Consider the following 253-nt stretch of genomic DNA (forward strand, 5'->3'; position numbering starts at 1 on the left):
CGTGCTGAGCTTGTGTGTTCCTTGGTCGGATCACATGCTCGGCCGAAGGCCGCCTGTACATACCGCAGTTACCAGTCCGAGTGATCAAGTACGAGGCCCCGTTCGGACCCCGAGGTTAAAGATCAAGCTAGAGGTTGTCCCGTAACTGCTGGTCAGAGGTGAGATCATTTTGCTGTGGCTGGTGTGATCACGGCGTCGGAGCCCTCTTGGATAGGTCCGTTCACCGGGCTGAGCCCGCGGCAGTTCAACAAGC

General features: G+C 58.1%; 1 pseudogene. It reads left to right on the plus strand.

Annotated elements, in window-relative coordinates:
- Window positions 1–174 precede the first annotated feature (174 nt).
- Window positions 175–253: pseudogene (locus MTQ10_RS31090) on the plus strand (IS5/IS1182 family transposase); the annotation flags it as partial.

Source organism: Streptomyces sp. XM83C, from assembly GCF_023072675.1.
Lineage (GTDB): Bacteria > Actinomycetota > Actinomycetes > Streptomycetales > Streptomycetaceae > Streptomyces > Streptomyces thermocoprophilus.